We start from the raw sequence: 2,148 nt of genomic DNA on the forward strand, positions 1-2,148 counted from the left end.
CCACGCCCTCGACGGCCGCGCGGCGCAGGACGAACTGAATACCTTTCTCGCCCAGCATCGGGTGCTGACGATCGAGAAGCAGTGGCTTGCCGCCGGCCTCGATTCGCACTGGGTGGTCTGCGTCGCCGTCGCCAATGGTCCGGGGGCGCTGCCCGACGCCGCCAGGGTGACCGGCGGCAAGCCCGGCCGGCCGGCTCGGGTGGATTATCGCGAAGTCCTCTCGCCGGCGGATTTCGCCGTTTTCGCTAGCTTGCGCAGTCTGCGCCAGCAGTTGGGCGAACGCGAGGGGGTGCCGCCGTACGTCCTGTTTACCAATGAACAACTGGCGGCGATGGCGCGCCAGCGGCCAGGCAGCGCCGCGGCCTTGCGCGCCATCGACGGTGTCGGCGAGGCGCGTGCCGGCAAGTACGGCGCGCCCTTTCTCGCGGCCATCGCGAGCGCCGTGGCCGAGCAGACTTCATGAAGCGGCTGGCGATCAGCCTGGAGCAGCTCGCCGAGCGCAGCAACCTCGCCCTCGCCACCTGGAAGGCGGCGCGCGGCAAACGACAGCGCCCGCCGGTGGCGCGCTTTCTCGGCGAGCTCGACGCGCGCCTTGACCGGCTCGCGGCGAGCATCCTCAACGGTGAGGCGCCGCAAGGTCAGTACACGAGCTTCACCATTCACGACCCGAAGCGACGCGTGATCCACGCCGCGTGTTTCGCCGACCGTGTATTGCAGCACGCGATCCTCAATCTGGCCGAACCCCGTTTCGAGACCATGCTCGTCGATTCGTCGTACGCCTGCCGCCCCGGCAAGGGCGTGCACGCGGCCGCCCGCCAGGTGCAGCGCAATCTGCAGCGCTTCGCCTGGCGCGTGCAGGTCGACGTCGATGGCTACTTCCCCAGCATCGACCATGCCTGCCTGAAGGCGCTGCTCGCGCGGCGCTTCAAGGGCGACGGCTTCCTCGCCCTGCTCGGGCGGATCATCGATGCTGGCGGCAACGCCGGGCGTGGCCTGCCGATCGGCTCCTTGACCTCGCAGCACTTTGCCAACGCCTACCTTGACGCGGCCGATCGATGGCTGCTCGAAGATCGCCGGGTGCGCGCGCACGTGCGCTACATGGACGACACCCTCTGGTGGTGCGACAGCCGCGCCGAAGCGCAGGCGACGCTCGGCGAATGGAGCGATTTCCTCTGGCGTGAGCGCCGCCTGCGCCTCAAGCCGAGCGCCGCGATCGCGCATAGCCGCGCCGGCGTCGTCTGGTGCGGCTATCGAGTGCATCAGGCGCTGATCCTGCCCAGCCGGCGCAAGCTGGCGCGCTATCGGCGGCACGCGCGGCGGCTCGAAGCAGCCTGGGCCGAGGGTCTGCTCACTGCCGCCGAACTGCAGCGCGCCGGCGCGAACACCCTGGCACCGCTGGCGCACAGCCACAGCCTCGGCTTTCGGCAAGGCGTCTGGCAGCAACGGCCCAGCATTTACGATGCAACAGACCGCGAATGAGCGTGTGTTCGAAGGAACCGCAGGCGGCCCGGACGCGACACGGCGATTGCCGGGTGGCGCCGGGATCACCGATAATCGCGCTTGTGAACAGCGCCGCTTGCCTGCAAGGCAAAAAGTGTTGCCGAGCGCGTGCTGCGCGGCGGCTCCTGGAACAACAACGCCAGGAACGCCCGCTCAGCGAACCGCAACGCCAACGCGCCCGACAACGCCAACCAGAACTACGGCTTCCGCTTTGCCCTGAGCTCGACCGGCGACGGGTGTGGCAACACCCCGGCATGGATTTGCCGCTGCCGATGGACCAGGCGCTGTTTCCGGTGGCGGTGGCCCTGCGGCCGCCGTCCGAACTCGAAGGCTCCCGGGGTGCCGGTAGTGAAGGCGCAGCAGCGCTGACGCGACAGCTCCCCGGGTCGCCGCCCGCCCTGGCGTCGCGATGAGTGCCGTCTTTGATCTTGCCGAGTGGCAGCGTCGCGGTCCCGATCCGTTTCCGCCGCCCTGGGCGGGCGCCTGGGGCGACGATCGCTTCGGCGTCTGGGCCGATCTGCGGGTGGCCAACGAGGTGCAACGCCTGCGCTGGATCGAGCCTGGCCACTTCCGGATGGGCGACGAAAGCCAGCCCGAGCAACAGGTGCCGACGACGATCGCCAACGGTTTCTGGCTCGCGGACACCGC

The 2,148-nt window shown here is 69.5% G+C and carries 2 protein-coding genes and 2 pseudogenes; all 4 read left to right on the top strand.

Annotated elements, in window-relative coordinates; translation table 11 throughout:
- A partial coding sequence (locus tag CAPSK01_RS02515) for an HRDC domain-containing protein (RefSeq protein ID WP_034922030.1) occupies nt 1–463 on the top strand: 463 nt, incomplete at its 5' end.
- Complete coding sequence (locus CAPSK01_RS21575; RefSeq protein ID WP_273702956.1) at nt 460–1,479, top strand: reverse transcriptase/maturase family protein; 1,020 nt, start codon at nt 460–462, stop codon at nt 1,477–1,479. The genes CAPSK01_RS02515 and CAPSK01_RS21575, both read left to right, overlap by 4 nt.
- Nucleotides 1,480–1,602: 123 nt before the next feature.
- Nucleotides 1,603–1,869, top strand: a pseudogene (locus tag CAPSK01_RS21580) (SUMF1/EgtB/PvdO family nonheme iron enzyme); the annotation flags it as partial.
- Nucleotides 1,870–1,909: 40 nt separating this feature from the next.
- Nucleotides 1,910–2,148 (top strand): annotated as a pseudogene (locus CAPSK01_RS02525) (hypothetical protein); the annotation flags it as partial.

Origin of the sequence: Candidatus Accumulibacter vicinus, assembly GCF_000584955.1 — a bacterium.
In the GTDB taxonomy this organism is placed as follows: domain Bacteria; phylum Pseudomonadota; class Gammaproteobacteria; order Burkholderiales; family Rhodocyclaceae; genus Accumulibacter; species Accumulibacter vicinus.

What these genes read in the sequence shown, in the direction of transcription:
- CAPSK01_RS21575 (WP_273702956.1), top strand. Translation starts at nt 460, where the DNA reads ATGAAGCGGCTGGCGATCAGCCTGGAGCAGCTCGCCGAGCGCAGCAAC.